The sequence below is a fragment of the Providencia alcalifaciens DSM 30120 genome (assembly GCF_000173415.1).
Taxonomy (GTDB): Bacteria; Pseudomonadota; Gammaproteobacteria; order Enterobacterales; family Enterobacteriaceae; genus Providencia; species Providencia alcalifaciens.
The window spans coordinates 172788-192876 of the sequence record NZ_ABXW01000062.1; the positions used below are offsets into that span (position 1 = coordinate 172788).

The 20089-nt window shown below is 40.8% G+C and carries 19 protein-coding genes; 8 read left to right on the forward strand and 11 right to left on the reverse strand.

Features of this window, described 5'->3' with window-relative positions; genetic code table 11:
• A complete protein-coding gene (locus PROVALCAL_RS15985; protein ID WP_006660367.1) occupies positions 1 to 1299 on the forward strand; it encodes a phage baseplate protein in 1299 nt (432 codons plus the stop codon).
• A 30-nt stretch (positions 1300 to 1329) separates the two neighbouring features.
• Here PROVALCAL_RS15985 and PROVALCAL_RS15990 read toward each other — a convergent pair whose 3' ends face one another.
• From PROVALCAL_RS15990 to PROVALCAL_RS16010, 5 genes are all read right to left on the reverse strand, one after another.
• A complete protein-coding gene (locus PROVALCAL_RS15990) occupies positions 1330 to 2868 on the reverse strand; it encodes a phosphoethanolamine transferase (RefSeq protein ID WP_006660368.1) in 1539 nt (512 codons plus the stop codon).
• 122 nt (positions 2869 to 2990) lie between these two features.
• Entirely contained in the window at positions 2991 to 3299 is a 309-nt protein-coding gene (locus PROVALCAL_RS15995; protein ID WP_006660369.1) for a hypothetical protein, read from the reverse strand.
• Positions 3296 to 3541 carry a DinI-like family protein gene (locus PROVALCAL_RS16000; protein WP_039862222.1) on the reverse strand — a complete coding sequence of 82 codons (246 nt, stop codon included), beginning with the start codon at positions 3539 to 3541 and terminating at the stop codon, positions 3296 to 3298. The genes PROVALCAL_RS15995 and PROVALCAL_RS16000 overlap by 4 nt, the downstream gene beginning before the upstream one ends.
• 389 nt (positions 3542 to 3930) lie before the next feature.
• Positions 3931 to 5469, reverse strand: a complete 1539-nt coding sequence (locus PROVALCAL_RS16005; protein WP_006660371.1) for a phosphoethanolamine transferase — start codon at positions 5467 to 5469, stop codon at positions 3931 to 3933.
• Positions 5470 to 5580: 111 nt separating this feature from the next.
• Complete coding sequence (locus PROVALCAL_RS16010; protein WP_006660373.1) at positions 5581 to 6510, reverse strand: hypothetical protein; 930 nt, start codon at positions 6508 to 6510, stop codon at positions 5581 to 5583.
• Between the two features lie 482 nt (positions 6511 to 6992).
• Between PROVALCAL_RS16010 and PROVALCAL_RS16015 the strand changes: the two genes are divergently transcribed.
• On the forward strand, positions 6993 to 7280 hold the full coding sequence (locus tag PROVALCAL_RS16015) for a putative quinol monooxygenase (RefSeq protein ID WP_006660374.1): 288 nt from the start codon (positions 6993 to 6995) through the stop codon (positions 7278 to 7280).
• A 404-nt stretch (positions 7281 to 7684) separates the two neighbouring features.
• Here PROVALCAL_RS16015 and gltP read toward each other — a convergent pair whose 3' ends face one another.
• Complete coding sequence (gene gltP, locus PROVALCAL_RS16020) at positions 7685 to 8986, reverse strand: glutamate/aspartate:proton symporter GltP (protein ID WP_039862223.1); 1302 nt, start codon at positions 8984 to 8986, stop codon at positions 7685 to 7687.
• A 402-nt stretch (positions 8987 to 9388) separates the two neighbouring features.
• On the reverse strand, positions 9389 to 10051 hold the full coding sequence (locus PROVALCAL_RS16025; RefSeq protein ID WP_006660376.1) for a GntR family transcriptional regulator: 663 nt from the start codon (positions 10049 to 10051) through the stop codon (positions 9389 to 9391).
• Between the two features lie 428 nt (positions 10052 to 10479).
• Between PROVALCAL_RS16025 and PROVALCAL_RS16030 the strand changes: the two genes are divergently transcribed.
• Genes PROVALCAL_RS16030 through PROVALCAL_RS16050 form a run of 5 tightly spaced genes read left to right on the forward strand, consistent with a single transcriptional unit; the run spans position 10480 to position 16670 of the window.
• A complete protein-coding gene (locus tag PROVALCAL_RS16030; protein WP_039862225.1) occupies positions 10480 to 11718 on the forward strand; it encodes an NRAMP family divalent metal transporter in 1239 nt (412 codons plus the stop codon).
• Positions 11719 to 11745: 27 nt separating this feature from the next.
• Positions 11746 to 12519 carry a LamB/YcsF family protein gene (locus PROVALCAL_RS16035; protein WP_006660378.1) on the forward strand — a complete coding sequence of 258 codons (774 nt, stop codon included), beginning with the start codon at positions 11746 to 11748 and terminating at the stop codon, positions 12517 to 12519.
• Between the two features lie 2 nt (positions 12520 to 12521).
• Positions 12522 to 13328 carry a putative hydro-lyase gene (locus PROVALCAL_RS16040; RefSeq protein WP_039862226.1) on the forward strand — a complete coding sequence of 269 codons (807 nt, stop codon included), beginning with the start codon at positions 12522 to 12524 and terminating at the stop codon, positions 13326 to 13328.
• A gap of 8 nt (positions 13329 to 13336) precedes the next feature.
• Complete coding sequence (gene pxpB / locus PROVALCAL_RS16045; protein ID WP_006660380.1) at positions 13337 to 14944, forward strand: 5-oxoprolinase subunit PxpB; 1608 nt, start codon at positions 13337 to 13339, stop codon at positions 14942 to 14944.
• The gene (locus tag PROVALCAL_RS16050; RefSeq protein ID WP_039862240.1) at positions 14928 to 16670 is read left to right on the forward strand and encodes an acetyl/propionyl/methylcrotonyl-CoA carboxylase subunit alpha; all 1743 of its coding nucleotides are present in this window, start codon (positions 14928 to 14930) and stop codon (positions 16668 to 16670) included. The genes pxpB and PROVALCAL_RS16050 overlap by 17 nt, the downstream gene beginning before the upstream one ends.
• Before the next feature lie 34 nt (positions 16671 to 16704).
• Here PROVALCAL_RS16050 and PROVALCAL_RS16055 read toward each other — a convergent pair whose 3' ends face one another.
• Positions 16705 to 16974: a hypothetical protein gene (locus PROVALCAL_RS16055; protein WP_006660382.1), complete on the reverse strand. Its 270-nt coding sequence runs from the start codon at positions 16972 to 16974 to the stop codon at positions 16705 to 16707.
• A gap of 407 nt (positions 16975 to 17381) precedes the next feature.
• Between PROVALCAL_RS16055 and PROVALCAL_RS16060 the strand changes: the two genes are divergently transcribed.
• The gene (locus PROVALCAL_RS16060; protein ID WP_006660383.1) at positions 17382 to 17924 is read left to right on the forward strand and encodes a DUF924 family protein; all 543 of its coding nucleotides are present in this window, start codon (positions 17382 to 17384) and stop codon (positions 17922 to 17924) included.
• 77 nt (positions 17925 to 18001) lie between these two features.
• Here the strand turns inward: PROVALCAL_RS16060 and PROVALCAL_RS16065 are convergent, their stop codons facing one another.
• From PROVALCAL_RS16065 to PROVALCAL_RS16075, 3 genes are all read right to left on the reverse strand, one after another.
• Positions 18002 to 18601 carry a molecular chaperone TorD family protein gene (locus tag PROVALCAL_RS16065; RefSeq protein WP_006660384.1) on the reverse strand — a complete coding sequence of 200 codons (600 nt, stop codon included), beginning with the start codon at positions 18599 to 18601 and terminating at the stop codon, positions 18002 to 18004.
• Between the two features lie 88 nt (positions 18602 to 18689).
• Positions 18690 to 19466 carry a dimethyl sulfoxide reductase anchor subunit family protein gene (locus PROVALCAL_RS16070; protein WP_006660385.1) on the reverse strand — a complete coding sequence of 259 codons (777 nt, stop codon included), beginning with the start codon at positions 19464 to 19466 and terminating at the stop codon, positions 18690 to 18692.
• Between the two features lies 1 nt (position 19467).
• Positions 19468 to 20085 carry a DMSO/selenate family reductase complex B subunit gene (locus tag PROVALCAL_RS16075; RefSeq protein ID WP_006660386.1) on the reverse strand — a complete coding sequence of 206 codons (618 nt, stop codon included), beginning with the start codon at positions 20083 to 20085 and terminating at the stop codon, positions 19468 to 19470.
• Positions 20086 to 20089: the final 4 nt, after the last annotated feature.

Genomic DNA, 20089 nt, shown 5'->3' on the forward strand with positions numbered 1-20089 from the left:
ATGACTAAAATCTTTAAAGTCCCCTTTGCAACACAAGGGGATCGAACCTCTATTCCAAATGAAGTGCAAGCTGACGGCGCCGTGTCTTACACGCAAGGCTATGGATATGACTATGAGCGCGATCAAGTATCAGACCCTGCCGCTAAAGATATCGAACGTGAAAAAATGAACGGGATATTTCACGATATCACTGAAGCGATTGGAGAAGTTCAAAATTACGGCTTTCCCAAATGGGCGGAAGAAGGCAAGCCTTATCCTATTCGAGCGGTTGTTTATCATAAAAACAAAGTGTGGCAGTCCAAAGTTGAAAATAACGAGGTTGAGCCCGTTGCTGGCACTCAGTGGGCTGAATTAAAAGCAGACTTAACAGCAGGTGATATCGACGTTTACAATAAGCAAGAATCGGATAAACGATACCAGCCTTTAGGTAATTATTTACCTGCGGGCTATAGCTACTCCAAACAAGAGTCAGATACTAATTTCCAGCCAAAAGGTAATTATGCACCCGCAGGTAACTATGCCATGAAAGGTGATAGTTACACGAAAGCAGAAGGGGATGGGCGATATCAGTCGAAAGGAAACTATGCGCCCGCAGGCGACTATGCAACAAATACGGCACTAACCAACGGATTAAATACTAAACTTAATATTAGTAGTATCGCTCAAGCAACGGGCACTTCAACAACTAATGTCATGAGCCAAAAAGCGGTTACCGATGCATTACAGAATGCAGTTAACCTGGATACTATTTACCCTATTGGTGTTGTGGTGTGGTTTGCTCAAAACAAAAATCCGAATACCTTATTCCCTGGTACTAAATGGCAGTACATTGGTGAAAATAGAACCATTCGATTAGCCGCAGCTAGTGGTGCTAATGTTTTATCTACAGGTGGTTCTGACTCGATAACTTTAAATGCATCTCAAATGCCAGTACATAACCATAGTTTCTCAGGTACGGCTACTTCCTCTGGAGGGCATACCCATGATAAAGGAACTATGAATATCACAGGGGCTTTTGCTATTGGCGGCGGAAAATCAGAAGGGCAAGCTCCGGGCTTTGCTTCTGGGGTTTTTAGTAAAACGACAAGAACATTAAAAGTTAATACTGCTTCTGGGGTTGTTGATAGTTCGGTAACCCAAATAAACATGAATGCCGCTAGTGCGTGGACTGGGAATACATCAAGTAGCGGAGCTCATACACATACGGTAACAGGATCGATTGGCAACTCAGGTAGTGGCTCGCCAATAACAGTAACTAACGCATATATCATGTTAATGGGATGGTATAGAGTTAGTTAATGGAAATGGGGCATTTGCCCCATTTAATATTTAATGGTGAGGAATTATATCATTAGGTAATTTATCAAAACTGACAGCATTATTTTTAAAATTTAAAACACTGTCGCTAAACTTGCAGTCTTGATTTGAGATAAATTGACAGTTAGCTTTTTTATACAAACTAATACCAAGCCACTCAGAGTAGAGAGAAAGAAAATTCATGCCACTGATTCGTGCGGTAATGAACTCTTTATTTACATCATTATAAGATGTAATAAAAAAAGGAACTGCGTAGTTTTCTTTATATTCATCCCCATGAATTAAATCGAGTTTAGATGGCATATCTCTATTTGAGAAAGAGACGCCGTGATCTGCAAAATACATCATAGACCATCGTTCATTGCTTAGCTTCAAATCACCGTAAATGGTGCGCAGTAAGCGATCTGTATTCTTCACTGATTGAACGTAGCAAGAAACTCGGTTACTAAGATAGAAATCATCATACTCATTGTTTGTTCTTTCACAGGCTGGTGTGTGGCTTCCCATTAAATGAACAACGATCAGCTTTTTACCTTTCACTTGTTGCTTAATAGCTGTATTAATATAAGGGATAAGTTCGTTATCATCTTCATTAGATGTGAAAGAGCCTTTTTTGATAAAAATTGAGGTATCTGCTCGCTTACCTATGCTGGCAATAGGAGTATCTGCGCCACTGATAGAGCCTTGATTCGAGATCCAATAGGTATAAAAACCGGCTTTTTTAGCGAGGGTAATGATGTTGTTCTGAATTTTTACATATTCTGAAATGGTGTGTGTTAAAGACGGAACAGTGGATGGTGCAGCTGAGATATAATTAGTGAAAATTTTCCCGTTTATTTTATCAAGAAACGGTGTGTTTTCTAATTCAAACCCATAAGCATGTAGTAAGTCTTTTCTGACGCTTTCCCCGATAACAATAACATAAGTATCATACTCTCCAGTGCTGGTTAATTTGGGGTAATCATCATCTTTAGCTAGCATTTCACTAATGCGCTTGTGTTCTTCAATTGTTGATGAAATGGCTGCTACAGACTGCTTTAAAAATTTAACTTCCGGAATGCCTGTATCTAATAAAGAAAAATGATGATCGCTAATGGCTGTTTTTATAGGCGCTTGAAGGAAAATAATAGAAAAAATTGAAATAAAAATTAATCGAAGTTTATTTGAAATTTCAAATCTGAAGCGGGTTGAAGCATAACCAAGCAATAATATGAGGAATGACACTGCATAATAGTAATATGGGATATTAGAAACGAATTCTAATGATTCTTTTCTATCGGTATATAACATTGCTGTTGCGATATTGAAGCTTGGCTCGCCGTATAACATCGCTGTTGGGTAATAAATTGCAGCGATAAATGCCAAAAGGAACACTGACGTTAAGTATATAAATTTATTTGCATTTACGGCAAGCAACAATAAAAATACAGCGAATGCGTAAATAGCCTTAAATTCATACCCGAGGGCAAGATGCGACAAACAAACAAAAAATAATAAAATACAGAAATTTAGAATGTTAATCTTCTTTAAATTTTGTAACGCAAAGCACATTTAACTTATCTCATTAGGTAATTATCTTTTGTGATCATAGCGTTAATGCCATTTTTAGACAATGAAAATAAAAAGCTTTATAAGTATCGATAAAAAAGCCACCGAGGTATGGTGGCTTCTTATCACATAAGGTATTTTATAAACTCAATTTTATCGGAATCAGAGCTACCATAAAAATGCTGCTCCAGCTGGGTTAACAAATCTTTAGCGACACTTTCAACCATAAAAGATTGTACAGGCTCCCTTTCTATATTTTGCATTTCTCGTATCTCTTCATTGAATCTAGGATCAGAAAAAACAAATTTCATGAAAACAAAGCCGGGTGGGTTATCAATAGATACCTGTGCTTTCTCAGATACCTGTGCTTTCTCTAGTTTGGGAATGAATTCCGCGTTATCAGCTTCAAGCTCTACACATTCGCCCTTTTTCATGCCGACACCCACGAATCATCTTGCCAGATCTCTTCTAATATTTGACCTATCTCTTCTTTCTCATCATCTGTTTTAGTGCCGCTAATAGTTAGTGATTGTGAGGAACTCATAGCGACACGTAAACTCAATGGACCAAACCGGTCACCAATCCTTTTTATAATTTGTTCCTGCAGGGCGTTGCGAGTTTTGTCAGAAGGCTTTTGCTTTGATTCTTTATCAAAGAGAATTTCAATACGTGGCATAATGTAACCTCTCATTTAACTGTTAATTTATACAGTGTATTTATATGCAGTATGGAAAGGCATCGTAAAAACTATCAGGCGGGGAATAGAAGTAATTTTGGGTATCTATTTGGGTATCTTATTTATTAAGCGTTCCACTTATTTAATAAAATCATATGAATAGACAATCAAATATTACTCCGGTAGCCGGCACCAAATAAGAACCCACTATCTCGAAAGAGATAGTGGGTTTTTTCTTGTCTCAATAAAAATTAACTCTGCATAATGGGCACTATCGGTAATACTGACGGTGGGTTAGCCATTAGCATAACTAATACGTACATTATGCTAATGAATGAGTATAGAATTAATTAATATAGATGTTAGTGGGGCAAAAGCCCCACCAGAGATCAATGGATAGGAATAATATCATTAGGTAATTTATCAAAATTGACAACATCATTTTTAAAATTCAAAACACTATTGCTAAATTTGCAGTCTTGATTTGAGATAAATTGGCAGTTCGGTTTTTGATATATATTTATGCCAAGCCATTCAGAATAGAGAGAAAGGAAGTTCATCCCACTGACTCGTGCGGTAATGAATTCTCTATTTACGTCGTTATAAGATGTAATAAAAAAAGGAACAGAGTAGTTTTCTTTATATTCATCTCCGTGAATTAAATCGAGTTTAGATGGCATATCTCTATTTGAGAAAGAGACGCCGTGATCTGCAAGATACATCATAGACCATCGTTCATTACTCGACTTTAAGCTATCGTAAATGGTGCCTAGTAATCGATCTGTATTCTGCACTGATTGGACATAGCAAGAAACTCGGTTACTAAGATAGAACTGATCATACTCATTATTTGTTCTTTCGCAGGCAGGGGTATGACTTCCCATTAAGTGAACAACAATCAACTTCTTATTTTTTACTTTTTGCTTAATCGCAGCATTAATATAAGGAATGAGTTCGTCATCATTCTCTATAGATGTGAATGAGCCTTTTTTAATGAATGTTGGTGTATCAGCTCGTTTTCCAATACTTGCAATAGGGGTATCTGCGCCACTGATAGAACCTTGATTCGAGATCCAATAGGTATAAAAATCTGCCTTTTTAGCAAGAGTAATGATGTTGTTTTGAATTTTTACATGCTCTGAAATAGTGTGTGTTAATGACGGAACTGTGGATGGTGCAGCTGATATATAATTAGTGAAAATTTTTCCATTTATTTTATCTAGAAACGGAGTGTTCTCTAATGCAAATCCATAGGAATGTAGTAAGTCTTTTCTAACACTTTCGCCTATAACAATAACATAAGTATCATACTCTCCAGTGCTAATTAATTTTGGATAATCGTCATTTTTAGATAGCATTTCATTAATACGTTTATGCTCTTCAATTGTTGATGAGATGGCTGCTACTGATTGCTTTAAAAATTTAACTTCTGGAATGCCAGTATTTAATAAGGAAAAATGATGCTCACTAATGGCTGTTTTTATAGGCGCTTGAAGGAAAATAACAGCAAAAATTGAAACGAAAGATAATCGAAATTTGTTTGAAATTTCAAATTTTAAACGGGTTGCAGTATAACCAAGCAGTAATATGAGAAATGATACAACGTAATAGAAATAGGGAATATTAGAAAGAAACTCGAATGATTCTTTTCTATCGGTATATAACATTGCCGTCGCAATATTGAAGCTAGGCTCGCCGTATAACATCGCTGTTGGGTAATAAATTGCAGCAATAAATGCCAAAAAGATTATGGATGTTAAGTATATAAATTTATTGGCGTTTACGGCGAGTAATAATAAAAACACTGCGAGTGCATAAATAGCTTTAAATTCATACCCGAGGGCAACATGTGAGAAACAAACAAAAAACAATAAAATACAAAGCTTTAGAATGCTATTTTTCTTTAAATTATGTAATGCAAAACGCATTTAACTTATCTCATTAAGTAATTATCTTTTATTATCATAACGTTAATGAAAAGGCGCTGCAATGGTAAAAAAAAGACAATCACATATAGAGAAAAATAATGTGCGAATCGCTTACTTATTTGTATTTTCTGTGCTTTTATTTTTCATTAATGCATCTATATTTTCTTTTTGAAAAGAGGTGATCGCGCTATTAGGCGATAAATTAATAACGTTGACTCCAGCCTTCTCAAGGAAGTGCGATGCGGAATGAAAGGCATTTTGGATTGTGATGAAATGGTGATCTAACGATGTTGGAAGCATATTTGAACGATTTTCATAAAACCGAGGTTTATCGAAATTATTCATATCTAAGCCGACAAAATACAGTTGTTTATAACCCAGAGAATACCCGACTTGTAATGCAGGATACGCTACAGTGCCGTAATCAAAAACGAGTTCATTTATGTTAGATGAAAAACCATAGCTATTAAACCAATAGTGATGATCGGATATGTAATCTTCATTAATTACTTTTTTCTCATCCATAAATAAATAACCTATACCATCAGTAACTAAGTCTAATATCTTAAATGAGCATTTTATTTCAGATAAATCAATGAATTTTAGTATTTCATATAGTGATAAGTAATTGCAAAATAACGTTATTTCATCATTGCTAACAATTTTTCGTACTAAGTCGACTCTTTTTTTAATAAATGATTGGTCAATGATACAGTAAAATCGAAATTTAATTTCTGAGAGTGAGATTGCGCCATTTACACCGAGAAAGTCGTACTGTTCTGGGTCAAAGAGGTTCTTAGGTATCTCATTCACTGATGGACCTGTAGCCACAATAATCAAAGTTTTGTGTTTCTTTGAGTGGATCGGAGATGTGTTTATTTTTAATTTTTCATTTTTATACGTAACTTCCACTATTTCATCATTTTGATTTCTAGAAACATTAAATAAATACCAAAAATTTTTATTATGGTGAAACTTTTTATTGCGAAACAGCCGATAAAGTGTTTTTAAAAACCATGTTTTAAGCTTGTTTTCTGACATGGGAGTGCTCATTTTTAACGAAAATATTAATACTTGTAGTTGTACAAAATTTATTCTCAAGGATAGCAAATTATTGAATAAAATTTACGATAAAAAATGCGGTTCAACAATATTTCTCATCATCAATTTTAGTGTGATGGGTTGTACCCAAAGCATGATGTAATGATGGTTTTTTCTTGTCCATCATTTATCTTACTTTTTGATTTTCAATCAATTTACTTGACGAAATTTAAATAGATATTAATCATGATACTCTCAATAAAGCGGTTCGAACGACGATGACGAAAGCATAACGAATTTATCATTTAGTGGATAAGTGCTACGTTGCTTTTTATGAGAAAGATAAGACCCAATTAGCTCAGATAATGAAAAGTGTGGATGGTAAGATAGGAGCAGTCTTTTGAATGCGGATATATCAACGTATTGTGCTTTGGGGCATCCGTAGTTTTTGATAGTGATTAAACTGAGTCGAGGGTATTGTAATGTTAAAAGTGATTGCTGAAGATTTTATCAAACCAGAAGCGATAGAAATTGTTCTGCCACTCTATAAAGAACTTGTAGAAGCAACCAAAAAAGAACCTTTATGTATTGCCTATGACCTTTATATTGATGAAAAGGACCCTGGACATTTTGTGTTTATTGAAGAGTGGTCGAATCAAGCGGCATTAGATGCGCATTGTGCATCGGAACATTTTCAACGATTAGTTCCAATGATTAATCGTCATCAAAAAGCAGAGCCTCGATTTATTCTGATGGATGCTGCATTTTAAAATAAAACCGGCATTGGATATTTAATCTAGATTCCTTGCTTACATCCCTCTAACGAGCTGATTAATGATGACTAGTAGGGGGTTATATCCAATTTTGAAACATAAAGTATGACAGGGTGAATACAAAGATCGTCATGAGATGTTGTAGAACTTTTAAGAATAAAAGAAAACGCCTGACTTGATTCATTGATAAGAGCCCAAATAAAAATAATCTAAGTTATAAACGTATATTCAGCATAGCAAGGAAATAAAATTTCGCTGAAAAATATTAGATAAGTGGTGAAAAAATTCAAATTACGTATAAATGCGTATGCTGAGATATCTTTGATTTGAAAAGCCATCTTTAAAAGATTAAAGATGGCTTATTCTGGCATAATAAATAGAAGTAAAAATCTAACCCCTAATCAAAAACTGTCCTCATATTCACGGGCTTTTTTCTCATCATAATTATGTTCCCATTTTGCGATGACTAATGCAGCTAACGCATTACCAACCACGTTTAGCGCGGTTCTTGCCATATCAAGAATACGGTCAACACCGGCAATAAAGGCTAAGCCTTCTAATGGGATACCCACAGAACCTAAGGTTGCTAGCAACACCACGAATGAAACACCAGGCACTCCAGCAATTCCTTTTGATGTGATCATGAGAGTGAACACTAAAATTAATTCTTGTCCTAATGACAGCTCGATTCCATATAACTGAGCAATGAAAATTGCGGCGATGCTTTGGTAAAGGGTTGAGCCATCTAAGTTAAATGAATAGCCAATTGGGATCACGAAACTGGTGACAGATTTTGGTGCACCATATTTCTCCATTTTATCCATAATACGCGGCAGTACAGTTTCTGAACTGGCTGTTGAATAGGCGAGCAGCAGCTCATCCTTTAATATTCTCATCAGAGTAAAAATATTAATTTTGCAATAGCGTGCAACAATTCCGAGTACGACAACTGCGAAGAAAATAATGGCACAGTGAACCAAAATAACGAGTTTCAGCAGTGGGACGAGTGAGGTGAAACCAAAATTGGCAACAGTGACAGAAATCAAGGCAAATACACCGATTGGCGCATACAGCATGATCATATTGGTCACACGGAACATGGTCTCAGAGAAAGTTTGCAGAACATCTAACAGAGGTTGTTTTTTGGCTACAGGAAGGGAAGATAATCCCAAACCAAATAACACAGCAAAGAAAATAACAGGAAGCATATCGCCGCTAGCCATAGCAGCAAAAATATTGCTCGGTACCAAAGAGAGCAGGGTATTCACGATCCCTGAAGGATGACTAGCAACCTCTTGGGTCGTTTTTTGATACTGAGAAATATCCACTTGAGTAAGTTGAGACATATCAATGCCTACACCGGGTTGGAATATATTCGCAAACGAAATTCCGACAATGATGGCAATGGTGGTAATGATCTCAAAATAGAGAATAGTTTTGAAGCCGAGTGTACCTAATTGCTTTGTATTTCCAACGCCTGCAATCCCGACAATCAGGGTTGAAATGACGATAGGTACAACAATCATTTTGATTAACTGGATGAAAATTTTACCTGCGGGGGAAAGCACATTCAGGATCAACCAATCTTTGTACTCTACGCTTTCATGCAATAAAGCACCGAGGATAACCCCTAAAATGAGGGCGACTAGAATCTGCCAGCCTAAACCAAATTTAAACGGTTTTTTTGAACGATGTTGTTTAATGTCATAAATAATTCTCGTTTATATTAATAATATTTAACATTGTATTTTTATTATGCTCAGTTTTATAACTAATATTCGGAAAAACCACAATCGTTTATTCGAGAAAGTAGAGTTATTTACAATAGTTACTTATAACAAAATGTAAATTAAGTTGCTGAAATTAACTATTTTGTTAATCAATGTTTCAGGTTGTTCCATTAATGTAATTAAATTGATAATAAAAAGTGATAAACTAAATCTATAAAAATTGTTAAATACAACTTGTGTAAGTTTGATTTTTTATGGCGTGATTAATTCTGCGAATGTTTATACGGTATTATTTGAATGGAGATAGGATTACAAATAGAGGGATGGCATAGGAGAATGCCATAGGAAAAATACACTCATCACCGCATTCACGATTTACAATATTGAGTGGCTGCGTTTATAGGCTGCGAGTAAGGTGCGCTCAGAGACATCGAGGTAATTTAATAGTGTAGAGGCTGCATCTTGATTTCGACCTGCATCCAATAACTCTAAAATAGCTTGGTTTTTATCAATATAGGGTGCATACAGCAACTTTGCATCATTCAAATGACCAAAAGCTAAACGCAATTCTGCCGCAATATTATGGTACAGCTTAATCAGCCTTTCGCTGTCTGAAAGTTCCACAATCGCCGTATGGAATTTCATATTAGCGGTTCCCACTCCAACCCAATTTTCTGTTTTTTCGTGTTCTCGGGCTTCAGCCACCGCGTGTTTCATTTTTTGGACCGCAGGATGGAGCGCGTAAGCATGGGTCAATGAATCACATTCAATCAGCCTGCGCACTTGGTAAATATCAATGATTGCAGCCATATCAGGGACGGAAACATAAACGCCTTTGTTGGGCGCATAGGTGAGCAGACCTTCTTGGGTTAATACACGGAACACTTCTCTGAGAGTATTGCGGGAAATATCCAATTCTTCACTCAATGCGGCTTCCGATAAGCGCTGCCCTGGCGTTAGCTCACCCACGGTAATTTTTTGGCGAATAGTTTCTGCAATGGTGACTGACAAGGTTTGCGCGACGGACGGTTTTTTCATAAAAAGGCGAGCCTAGTTGAAGAAAAATGAGATAAAAAATTCAGTGAAATTGCTATTCGAGCGCTATCTTCACATATTCGTTGTAGGGCAGCAAGACTCCTTTCTGCACTTAATTAGGGCATTTTCATATAAAGAGCACTAGATTGGTGCTTTTGCATGTTTCCTATCCCATCTTGAATGTTACAAATAAGAATCAAATGTTAAAAAAGTGATCAAGATTCGATTTTTGACTCCTCAGAAACGATTTTAATTGCTTAATTATTCATCGCTCCGTATTAATTGTTCAACAATCCATGTTCAATAAATTAACAATTCTTCCTATTGATAGAACAATGGCATGAAAATTGCCTTTATAACTCAGCACAACATCAACAAATACAAATAACATCAAAATACAGATAACAACAAAACCACAGAGGGGTATGCATATGGCAGCTCAGGAAAATATCTCAACAGCAGAATATGTGAAAAAGCGTCGTTCCTCGCTTATCGGCGCGATTTTCTTAATGGCAACATCCGCGATTGGTCCCGGATTTATCACTCAAACTGCGACCTTTACGGTCACCTTAGGGGCCGCATTCGCGTTTGGTATTTTGGCCTCTATTGTGATTGATTTCGTTGTCCAACAAAACATTTGGCGAGTCGTCACACTCACAAAAATGCATTCGTCTGAAATCGCGAATGCCACCATTCCGGGCAGCGGCTATTTGTTGGCGGTACTCGTTATTTTTGGTGGATTGATATTTAACATCGGAAATATTGCAGGGGCAGGGTTGGGTCTGAATGCACTTGTTGGATTAGATCCGAAATGGGGCGGTTTACTCAGCGCCTTATTAGCGATCTATATCTTCTCATCGCGTAAAGCCAGCACATTTATTGATAGATTAATCATTGTGTTAGGGTTGGTGATGATTGGCTTGACGTTATTTGTCATGATTGCGTCTAACCCGCCAATTGGTGAAGCACTACGCCAGAGCGTGCTGCCGGATACGGTGGATTTTGCCATGATCACCACTATTGTTGGCGGTACCGTGGGGGGCTACATCTGTTATGCAGGGGCGCACCGTTTACTGGATAAAGGCGAAGTTGGTGTTGAGAACATCAAAGCCGTTTCCAGTGCGGCAACCAAAGGGATTATTGTGGTTGGGTTAATGCGTTACATCCTGTTTTTAGCCATTTTAGGTGTCGTTGCCAGTGGGGTGACGATTGATATTTCTGGAAAAGCAGCTAACCCAGCCTCACAAGCTTTCCAAGCGGCAGCGGGTAACTACGGTTTACGTATCTTTGGTTTAATCTTATGGGCGGCCGCATTGACCAGTGTGATTGGTGCAGCCTATACCTCTATGAGTTTCTTAAAAGCGTTTAAGTCTTCCATTACAGAAAGACAACGCAATATTGCCACTATCTTATTTATCACGGTTTCACTCGCTGTTTATCTTTTAATGGGAACTGCGCCAGCAGCACTGTTAGTTTTTGCGGGTGGCTTTAACGGTCTTATTTTACCGATTGGTTTAACGTTGTTTGTTTACATTGGCTGGAAACGCGCTGATTTAATGGAAGGTTATCACTACCCACGTTGGTTATTGTGGTCAGGTGTTGTGACCTGTGCTCTCACTTGGTACATGGGTGCGATGTCTGTAACTGCCATTTTCAACTACTTAAAATAAGACGTTATCAGGGAGTGAGGGACAATAATGAACAAAAAAATCGACCTAAATAGCGACCTTGGTGAAAGTTTCGGTCAATGGCAGATGGGCAATGATGAGGCAATACTGGGTCTTGTCAGCAGCGCTAACATTGCTTGTGGATTTCACGCGGGTTCTCCAGATGGGATTTTAAAAACCTTAATTGCCGCGAAAAAACACGATGTCACGGTGGGCGCTCATGTGGGGTATCCGGATTTAGTCGGATTTGGTCGCCGCAATATGGATATTGCATCTAACGAATTAACCGCAGATGTGATTTATCAAATCGGTGCATTACAGGGGCTCGCCAAAGCGGCGGGCACTGAGGTGCAGTATGTCAAACCTCACGGCGCGCTGTATAACACGATTGCTCATGATAAGCGCCAAGCAATGGCAGTCATTGAAGGGATCCTCGCAATTGATAGCCATTTAACCTTGGTTGCTTTGGCAGGGGCTCCGCTTATCAGCTGGGCGCAGGAAGCAGGCCTCAATGTGGTGGCTGAAGCGTTTGCAGATAGAGCTTACAACAGTGATGGCACGTTGGTTTCAAGAAAGCTTGCTGGCGCCGTTCTACATGATCCTGAATTGGTCGCAAAACGGATGTTGCAGTTGGTCAATGATGGCGGAGTTATCGCCATTGATGGTCAATTTACGCTGATTAACGCGGGTTCCATTTGTGTACATGGTGACAGTCCAGGGGCGCTCGAGATGGCGGCGAAAGTTCGGGAAATACTTGAGCAACAAGGCATCAACATCTGCGGGTTTGCTGGGGCGAGGGGCTAAATATGACAACATTAATGAAAGCCTCGAAAGAGGCGATTCAAGTGGCAAAAGCCGCTCGAGAGTCCATTCGTCAGGGATATGATAAACCGACGGCGGGCATGGCGCCGGGAATGACGCAAGCCAACATGATTGCACTACCTCGAGACTGGGCGTTTGATTTTCTACTCTATGCTCAGCGAAATCCCAAAAGTTGTCCTGTTTTGGATGTGTGTGAATCTGGTCGCTGGCAAACCGTATTAGCCGACGATGCGGATTTACGTACCGACATTCCGCGTTATCGCGTTTGGGAACAGGGCAAGTTGGTGGATGAAATTACCGATGCAACGGCAATTTATCAGCAACATCCTGACTTAGTGACTTTTTTGATTGGGTGCAGCTTTACCTTTGAAACACCGATGATCGAAGCAGGTATCGATATTCGTCATATTACGGATGGTTCTAATGTCCCGATGTATAAAACAAACCAATTATGCAGACCCGCAGGGCGTTTACAGGGGGAGCTGGTGGTTTCAATGCGCCCAATTCCTGCGGATCGCGTTGCGGATGCGGTGACCATTTCAGGGCGTTTTCCTGCGGTACATGGGGCTCCTGTACATATTGGAGCACCGGAATTGCTAGGTATTAAGGACATTATGCGTCCAGATTTTGGGGATGCGGTGCGTATTGAGGCGGGGGAAATTCCCGTATTTTGGGCGTGTGGCGTGACTCCCCAAGCCGCAGTGATGAAATCAGGGGTGCCTTTCGCATTAAGTCATGCTCCGGGGTATATGTTCATCACGGATATTCCTGACAATGCTTATCACGTATAGAGGTGCTTATGCGTTTTCTACCTGTTAATTTAAGCGCCTTTATGGTTGAGCTGCAAAGCCTTGAACAGACCATGGCACTGACCGATTCATTAACTCGTCAGCCAATTAAAGGCATTGAGGAAATTACCCCTGCAGCACGTACGGTATTAGTGCGCTATAACCCCGCGCGCGAAAATATCACTGCCATAGTTCAGCAAATCTCTCAGCGTAATATTGAGTGTATAGCGTCTCAAGCAGGGAAATTGGTCACTATTCCTGTGCATTATACGGGAGAGGATTTACCCGAAGTTGCTGAGTACTTGGGGATCACCATTGAGGAAGTGATCCGTCGCCATACGGAAAGCGAATATCTCGTTGCATTCAGCGGTTTTGCTCCAGGTTTTGGTTATATGGTTTCGACGCAAGCACAACTGCATGTGCCGCGTCGTCAATCTCCTCGTGTACGTATTCCCGCGGGATCGGTAGCATTGGCGGGGGAATTCAGCAGTGTTTATCCGCAGGCAAGCCCAGGGGGCTGGCAGCTGATTGGTAGAACAGATTTGGCTGTGTGGGATATCAATCGTTCTGAGCCTGCCCTTTTACAAGCGGGTTATCGAGTGAATTTTATCGATCAAAGTAAGCATGCAGTGAGTTATAGCTTACCTGAGCAGCCTCAAATCAAACCGAGAGAAAATACGCAGACTTATGATCTCACGGTGCTTGCCACAGGGTTACAGACATTGTTTCAAGATCGTGGGCGCATTGGGCAATCAGCGTTAGGTATTTCGGAATCAGGCGCGATGGATAAGTCGGCGTTATACAGTGCCAATCGACTTGTTGGAAACGATACGCAATCGACAGTGCTTGAGGTCACCCAAGGCGGATTAAAAGTGCGAGCGAATAGCGATGTGCTTGTCGGCATCACGGGCGCAGAATGTCCAATCACGGTGACAACCGAAGAAGGACACGTTTATGTCTCGGCAACGTATTGTCCTATTCACCTTGCTAAAGGGGATGTAATTCAATTAGGCGCTCCCACTAAAGGTGTTCGGAGTTATTTTTCAGTGCGCGGCGGTTTCGCTGTTACACCAGTTTTAGAAAGCTGCTCATTTGATACGTTAGCGCAAGTCGGACCAGCGCCTATCATGGTTGGGCAATCTCTCTCGATTCATCAAAAAAATAATCATCGAGCGATATCTCTTACGGAAACACCCGCGTTTGAATATCCCACTGCAGATGATGAGGTTGTACTCGACGTTATCATGGGACCAAGAACCGACTGGTTTACGGAGCAGGCAGCGGCATTATTGCCTCAACAAGTTTGGCAGGTGACTGCAGCATCGAATCGCATTGGATTACGCCTTATGGGGGAAACGCCATTAAGCCGTCAACAATTACAAGAGTTACCTAGCGAAGGCACTTGCATTGGCGCTATCCAAGTTCCCGCCAACGGACAGCCAGTTTTATTTTTAAATGACCATCCACTCACTGGGGGGTATCCGGTGATTGGCTCAGTGTGTGACTATCATTTAGATTTAGCTGGGCAAATTCCAGTGAACGGCAAAATCCGCTTTAATCCATTACGTGAATTTTATCAACTTGAAGGGAGTCATGAAGCTTATGAATACCAACAATAAAAAAAACCAACATAAGGTATTGATTGCCAATCGTGGCGAGATAGCGGTGCGTATTATTCGCGCGTGCCGTGATTACGGGTTTACATCTGTCGCGGTGTATGCCGATAGCGACATTGATGCATTGCATGTCAGCATGGCCGATGAAGCCTATGGGCTGGGGGGAAATTCACCCGCTCAGAGCTACTTAAATATTGAAAAACTGATTGAGATTGCGAAAAAATCAGGGGCTACAATGGTGCACCCGGGGTATGGTTTTCTGTCTGAGCGGGCTGAGTTTGCCCGCGCAGTGCAGAACGCGGGTCTTATTTGGATTGGTCCAAGCCCTGAAAGTATCGGTATTTTGGGGGATAAGGTCCAAGCTCGCCATATTGCTTTACAGGTTGGCGCACCGTTAGTTGTTGGGACTCCGGACCCCGTTGAGACCGCCCAAGAAGTGGTGCAATTTGCGGATCAGCATGGATTACCGATTGCCATTAAAGCCGCCTTTGGCGGTGGTGGGCGTGGGTTAAAAGTCGCATGGCACATGCATGAAGTTGAAGAGTTATACCACTCAGCGGTGCGCGAAGCGACGGCTGCATTTGGTCGTGGTGAATGTTTTATTGAGCAATTTTTGCACAATCCTCGTCATATTGAAGCGCAAGTTATTGCAGACACTCACGGCAATGTAGTGGTGGTGGGAACTCGAGATTGCTCGTTACAACGTCGGAACCAAAAGCTGGTGGAGGAGTCTCCTGCACCGTTTTTATCCCGCGATATCGAACAACAAATTATCCGCGCTTCAACAGACATTTGTCAAAAAGCTGGGTATGTGGGCGCAGGGACGGTGGAATTCTTATTAAGCCAAGAAGGGACGCTGTCATTTTTAGAGGTCAACACGCGTTTACAAGTTGAGCATCCGGTTACGGAAGAGACCGCTGGCATTGATTTGGTGGTTGAACAATTACGTATTGCCGAAGGTTTGCCGTTGAGTATCCAAGAAACACCGAAACCGCGAGGGCATGCTTTTGAGTTTCGTATCAACGCAGAAGATGCAGGTAACGGTTTCTTACCGACCCCGGGTACTCTGTTACGATTTGATGCGCCATCAGGACCGGGTATCCGTGTTGACAGTGGTGTTGCCGCAGGTAAAACCATTCCCGGTACTTTTGACTCTTTAATGGCTAAATTAATCGTCGTTGGGCAAACCCGTGAACAGGCTATTTCACGTGCCCGCCGTGCATTAGCAGAATTTAAGATAGAAGGCGTTGCCTCGGTGTTGCCTTTCCATCGTGCGGTTATGGAACAAGCTGATTTTTGCGAACAATTTAACGTGCATACGCGTTGGATTGAAACAGAGTTTAGCGTAGCTATCCCACCGGCGAAACGCCAGCTACCTCAATCTGAGCAGGAATTAACTCGAACATTTATAGAGATTGATGGAAAACGGTGTGAATTGGGGTTACCCGCACAACTGTTTGCAGGAATGGCAGTGAATCAAAACGCTACCCATCAAACATTACACGCTATTGAAAGCAACCCAAACCATGTGAATGCACCTATTTCGGGGGTATTGTTCAATTGGTTAGTTCCTCAAGGAAATAAGGTGACAGAAGGTGATGTGATTGGTGTGATGGAAGCCATGAAGATGGAAGTTCAAGTGGTCGCTCATCGTTCAGGACAGCTAAAATATGCAGCTAATCAAGGGGATTTTATCAACGCAGAGAGTAAAATTGCGGAGATTAATTAGTCAGTAACGGTAGGTGGCAAAAGCCACCTTAACCTCAGCGAGGCTTACGTTCCGGTAAGCCTCGCAGTGGTGGATTTGGTGCGGGGATCACGCTTTTTTCTTCTTTCGCAATTTCATCGCTATCGCGGTAGACCTCACCACACAAGAAAAACAAATTAGGGCGCTTAGCCTCTAAATAAGATTTTCGGCTCATGCATTGTTCTTGGGTAAAAATGGTTTCGGTCACAGGTAATGCATCACATGAATCAGAGCCACAAGGACTGACCCACAAAGCCCAACCAATAAGTACCATATGTCCTGCCATTTATCTTGCCTTCCCACACAATGAAGTACACCCAAGATGCAAAATCAACACGTTCTACATGAAAGAACGTTCGTTTTGTCTACAAAATATAAGTCAAATTCTAACATTGGATTAGATAAATGTATGTATTCATACGATAGATAAATTTAAATTCACATTAAACAACAAACAATGATTATGAAGAGAAGTTTAAAGCCATCAAAAAAAGAATATTAATCTTAGCCGTGGGAAAATGAGAAAAAAAGCGCGGGATGTGAGGGTTATTTTTGGGCTAGCTCGCAAATAACAAAATTTTTATCTGCAAATTTGTGTTTTCAGATCTCCATCCTGTCAATTTTTACGATTTTTATCTACGATGAACCAGACAACGTAATAATAATCGCAAGAATAATATAAATAGGTAACTTATGAATGCCATGGAAGAAGTGCTTTCATTTTGGTTCGAAGAATCGACCCCAAAACAGTGGTTTGAGAAAAATGAGAAATTCGATTTAACTATCGCAAAGCGGTTTACTGCGCTCAGTGAACAGGCGGCGAAAGGGGAACTGGCTTATTGGCGCGTGTCTATTCGTGGGCGCTTAGCGGAAATTATTATTCTTGACCAATTTTCGCGTAATTTATGGCGTGATACCCCAAGGGCATTTGCCCAAGACCCGATGGCGCTTGCATTAGCTCAAGAGGCGATTAAGCAGCCAGATTATCACCTGCTGACGTTAACCCAGCGAAAATTTATTCTTATGCCGTTTATGCATTCAGAATCGAGCTTTATCCACCTACAAGCCGTCGAGTTATTCCGCATGCTGGGTGATGATAATACCTTGGATTATGAAATGCGGCATAAGGCGATTATCGATAAATTTGGGCGTTATCCACATCGTAATGAGATACTTGGTCGTCCTTCAACAGCGGAAGAGATTGCTTTTTTACAACAGCCAAACTCATCATTCTAATTTTCTTTACTATCAATGAGTTTGCTATTAATTAAGCAAACTCATTTGATGACGACGACGCCCGAATACTGCGTGTATTAACGAAAGAGCTCTGCGGCTGCTGGGTGTAAGCCCAACTGTATCTGTAAGCGAGTTAAATACGCCTCGGCAATTCTTGCCAGTTGAGGGTAAAAGTCATGCTCGGTTTGGGTTTGTTGGACCAACGTTAAATAGCGCCCCGCCCAAGGTAATAAATGTTGCTCTAATAACTCTACAATCGCATCATCTTGCCCTTGTTCCGCAAGGGCTGAAATTGCCATTAACATCAGTCCAAATTGATCTTCCGGTTCCCGCAGCCCGGTATCGGTCACTAAACCATGAGCCATTAAAAATTGACGGTAGGCACGGGTGGAATCGCCCATAACGGTATTGTCATGAGACAGATAAACTGATCCCCAAGGTGGTGCTGGCATCGCGCCTTGACCTTCAAAAAGAATCGAAAAGTCGTAGGTGAGATAGGTGGCTGGAATGGTGCTTAATGCTTCACAAATCGCTGTGAGTTGTTCCGGCTCATCCCACGAATCAAGAGCTGGGATCTCTCTTAATACAGGTTGTAAAGTCTGGAACGTAGGTGTTTCAGGGGAGTAGTAAAACATGGCCCCTAAAATACGAAAAAGAGTGGTATCGATAGTGTGCATGGTGTACCTGTAAACAATGCTCTATTGAAAACAAAGAGCCTGAATTCAGGCTCTTAAGTTATTAATGATAATCTGGGGTTATAGCACCTTACATGGTGATTTGCCACAGGTTATAAAAGGCAATACGACCAGAAAGTTCTGCAAGTAAGACGGCAGCAGCACAGGTCAGTAATGGCACTTTCGGTGAACGCTGTTTAATCGCAAATCCAACAAATGCGGCTAATGCAATGGCCAGTACAATGACTTGGAAGCCCCAAAAACCCGTTTGTTCAGCACTTAACGCTGGGGCAGTTTCCCCTAGAAATGCTTGGTAGCTTGCACGGCTGGCAAAGATAGCAAAGGTTCCCACTAAGAAAGAGGTCAGCCCTAAGCCTCGAGCTCCAATCGCCATTGCCAATGCGCCACCACCAACAAACAGAGTGGTCCACATTTGCAGTGTAGTAAATTGGGTATCCCAATTGGCAATGGTTGCAATGTTATACACCTGCGGAATTGACCACACGAACGCTAAACCAGAAATTACTGCCGCAATGTTTGATAGCTCACGCAGTGCCGCTTGTTTGACAAAGTGAGTGAAAAACAGTGTTGCAGCCGCACAACCAACAAAGACACCACTTAAGAAAGCTTCATTGCTCATTGGCGAACGACCGACGCCTAACAACATATTGAAGAAACGTAGTGGTTGACCAACGTGCAATGCACCAATACCCAAACCAACCATAACAATGATAAATCCAATAATATTGGCAGTTTTCAGTTGGTTATCATCGATTGAACCCATTTTTTTCGCAATATACGCTAACAGAAATAAACCTGCTGCGGATTGCCCTAAAACGGTAAAGAAAACCAGTGGTAACTCATGCATATTAGACCTCCGCAGGGTTTTTCAATTCGCCACTTTTATCACCAGATGGCTTCGCATCTTTGTGTGGCTTGATGACGATATTCGGGTTAGTCAGGCTTGGATCTGGCATAGGTGCAATACCACATTCGCTACCATGTAACTCGCGTAAAACTGTAATGTCATCGAAGTCTAAAGCACGCTGCGGGCAAGACTCTACACAAACAGGTTTCATTCCTTTGGCGACACGCTCATAACAGCCGTCGCATTTGCTCATCAATTTTTTCTTTTCGTCAAACTGTGGTGCACCGTATGGGCAGCGCAGTTCACAATATCGACAACCTACACAGATAGATTGGTCAACAACCACTAAACCATCTTCAGCACGTTTGTGCATAGCACCTGTTGGGCAGCCCTCTACACAGGTTGGATTGGAGCAGTGATTACAAGATATAGACAAATAGTAGCTATAGACGTTTTGTTGCCAAATACCATCTTGTTTCTGCCAGCTACCTCCCCCAAATTCGTACACTCGACGGAATTTAGGACCTAAATCTAAATCTTTTTCATCCTTACAGCTGACCTGACAAGTTTTACAGCCAGTGCATTTTGTGGAGTCAAAATAAAAGCCATACTGTTTCATCAAT

Excerpts from the sequence above, each read along its gene's own strand:
- pxpB (WP_006660380.1), top strand. The coding sequence starts at position 13,337 with ATGCGTTTTCTACCTGTTAATTTAAGCGCCTTTATGGTTGAGCTGCAA.
- PROVALCAL_RS16050 (WP_039862240.1), top strand. The coding sequence starts at position 14,928 with ATGAATACCAACAATAAAAAAAACCAACATAAGGTATTGATTGCCAAT.
- PROVALCAL_RS15990 (WP_006660368.1), bottom strand. The coding sequence starts at position 2,868 with ATGTGCTTTGCGTTACAAAATTTAAAGAAGATTAACATTCTAAATTTC.
- PROVALCAL_RS16025 (WP_006660376.1), bottom strand. The coding sequence starts at position 10,051 with ATGAAAAAACCGTCCGTCGCGCAAACCTTGTCAGTCACCATTGCAGAA.
- PROVALCAL_RS16005 (WP_006660371.1), bottom strand. The coding sequence starts at position 5,469 with ATGCGTTTTGCATTACATAATTTAAAGAAAAATAGCATTCTAAAGCTT.
- PROVALCAL_RS16030 (WP_039862225.1), top strand. The coding sequence starts at position 10,480 with ATGGCAGCTCAGGAAAATATCTCAACAGCAGAATATGTGAAAAAGCGT.
- PROVALCAL_RS16000 (WP_039862222.1), bottom strand. The coding sequence starts at position 3,541 with ATGCCACGTATTGAAATTCTCTTTGATAAAGAATCAAAGCAAAAGCCT.
- PROVALCAL_RS16075 (WP_006660386.1), bottom strand. The coding sequence starts at position 20,085 with ATGAAACAGTATGGCTTTTATTTTGACTCCACAAAATGCACTGGCTGT.
- PROVALCAL_RS16015 (WP_006660374.1), top strand. The coding sequence starts at position 6,993 with ATGTTAAAAGTGATTGCTGAAGATTTTATCAAACCAGAAGCGATAGAA.
- PROVALCAL_RS16010 (WP_006660373.1), bottom strand. The coding sequence starts at position 6,510 with ATGTCAGAAAACAAGCTTAAAACATGGTTTTTAAAAACACTTTATCGG.
- PROVALCAL_RS16065 (WP_006660384.1), bottom strand. The coding sequence starts at position 18,601 with ATGCACACTATCGATACCACTCTTTTTCGTATTTTAGGGGCCATGTTT.
- PROVALCAL_RS15995 (WP_006660369.1), bottom strand. The coding sequence starts at position 3,299 with ATGAAAAAGGGCGAATGTGTAGAGCTTGAAGCTGATAACGCGGAATTC.
- PROVALCAL_RS15985 (WP_006660367.1), top strand. The coding sequence starts at position 1 with ATGACTAAAATCTTTAAAGTCCCCTTTGCAACACAAGGGGATCGAACC.
- PROVALCAL_RS16055 (WP_006660382.1), bottom strand. The coding sequence starts at position 16,974 with ATGGCAGGACATATGGTACTTATTGGTTGGGCTTTGTGGGTCAGTCCT.
- PROVALCAL_RS16040 (WP_039862226.1), top strand. The coding sequence starts at position 12,522 with ATGACAACATTAATGAAAGCCTCGAAAGAGGCGATTCAAGTGGCAAAA.
- PROVALCAL_RS16035 (WP_006660378.1), top strand. The coding sequence starts at position 11,746 with ATGAACAAAAAAATCGACCTAAATAGCGACCTTGGTGAAAGTTTCGGT.
- PROVALCAL_RS16070 (WP_006660385.1), bottom strand. The coding sequence starts at position 19,466 with ATGCATGAGTTACCACTGGTTTTCTTTACCGTTTTAGGGCAATCCGCA.
- PROVALCAL_RS16060 (WP_006660383.1), top strand. The coding sequence starts at position 17,382 with ATGAATGCCATGGAAGAAGTGCTTTCATTTTGGTTCGAAGAATCGACC.